General features: G+C 60.0%; 1 protein-coding gene and 1 tRNA gene. One reads left to right on the top strand and one right to left on the bottom strand.

From position 1 onward, the window contains the following. Window positions 1–50: 50 nt before the first annotated feature. Entirely contained in the window at window positions 51–953 is a 903-nt protein-coding gene (gene ppk2, locus HMPREF3087_RS10040; protein ID WP_062019668.1) for a polyphosphate kinase 2, read from the bottom strand. 226 nt (window positions 954–1,179) lie between these two features. Between ppk2 and HMPREF3087_RS10045 the strand changes: the two genes are divergently transcribed. Continuing rightward, window positions 1,180–1,253: transfer RNA gene (locus HMPREF3087_RS10045), tRNA-Leu, on the top strand. The last annotated feature ends 213 nt before the right edge of the window (window positions 1,254–1,466 follow it).

Genomic DNA, 1,466 nt, shown 5'->3' on the forward strand with positions numbered 1-1,466 from the left:
CGGGGCTGGAGATTTCTCCAGCCCCGCCTCGTGTGTTCTGCGGTCAGGCGTCAGTCGCCGACGGCTTCGATGCCGCGCATCACGATGTTGGCATCCGGTTCGTAGACGACGCTGGTGTCCTTGTCGTCGTATTCGACCGTGTTGAGGAAGTAGCGCATGGCGTTGAGCCGGGCTCGCTTCTTGTCGTTGGACTTCACCGAGATCCACGGGGCGTGATCGGTGTCGGTGCGCAGGAACGTCTGTTCTTTCGCTTCCGTGTAGTCATCCCAGCGGCCCAGCGATTCGAGGTCCATGGGTGACAGTTTCCACTGGCGCACGGGGTCGATCTGGCGGATGGCAAAGCGGGTGCGCTGTTCGGCTTCCGTCACGGAGAACCAGAACTTCGTCAAGTGGATGCCGGCCTCAACGAGCATGCGCTCGAACTCCGGGGCCTGGCGCATGAAGACCTCGTACTGGTCATCAGTGCAGAAGCCCATGACGCGCTCAACATTGGCGCGGTTGTACCAGGAACGGTCGAACATGACGATCTCACCGCGCGTGGGCAGGTGCTGCACGTAGCGCTGGAAGTACCACTGGCCAGATTCTTCTTCCGTCGGCTTGGCCAGCGCCACGATGCGAGCTGAACGCGGGTTGAGGTGCTCCGTGAAGCGCTTAATGGTTCCGCCCTTACCGGCAGCGTCACGGCCTTCGAACACAATGACGTTGCGCAGGCCGTTGTCTTCGGCGAAGTACTGGTACTTCAGAAGTTCGATCTGCAGCTTGTACTTCTCGATTTCGTAGGCTTCCCGGTCCATGAGGGTGTCGTACGGGTAGCCTTCGCGCCAGGTTTCGACAGCTTTGCCGTCGGGACTGATGAGGTGCGGGTCAGGAGTGTGCCCGTCTACAACCGTGTAGCCCTCCGTGCGGAGTTTGTCGATGTATTCGCGCAGGTTTTCTTTTGGGTGGGGGTGCATACAGACTCCTTAACTCGCTTCTCTTTCCACTTTACGCACCGAGATTGACACGAGGTGAACTGGCGCACAGGTTGCTGCTGTTAAAGGTTCGGCGGATGGGCGGCAGGGGTCAGGGAGCTGCAGATTCTTGCTCTGGGCACCCGGCACTGATTCCGCCTTCCGCGGCGCAGTCCTGCTAAGCTCGAGGGGCTGTTCGGGCGCGTACCCGGCCGGCATGTGCACCACTCCCCCTATAGCCCAATCGGCAGAGGCAGTCGACTTAAAATCGATTCAGTGTGGGTTCGAGTCCCACTGGGGGGACTTTTTCTGCCCAAACAGCGCGTACGCACCCACCTCGTAGCCGGATTCTGCGCTTTAGCAACAGCTTCCACGGCGACATTTTCCGGCTAACGGGAGTTTTTTTGCGGCTAAAGGATGGAATCCGGCTAACGGGTGTTTTTGCTGCCAACCGGAGCCTCGCTGCCGAGCCACCACCCCACACCCCGTAGCCGGATTCTGCGCTTTAGCAACAGC

Source organism: Brevibacterium sp. HMSC22B09 (assembly GCF_001806795.1).
Classification (GTDB): Bacteria; Actinomycetota; Actinomycetes; order Actinomycetales; family Brevibacteriaceae; genus Brevibacterium; species Brevibacterium ravenspurgense.

Bases quoted from the DNA above. Each gene is read 5' to 3' on its own strand.
- ppk2 (WP_062019668.1), bottom strand. From the start codon at position 953: ATGCACCCCCACCCAAAAGAAAACCTGCGCGAATACATCGACAAACTC.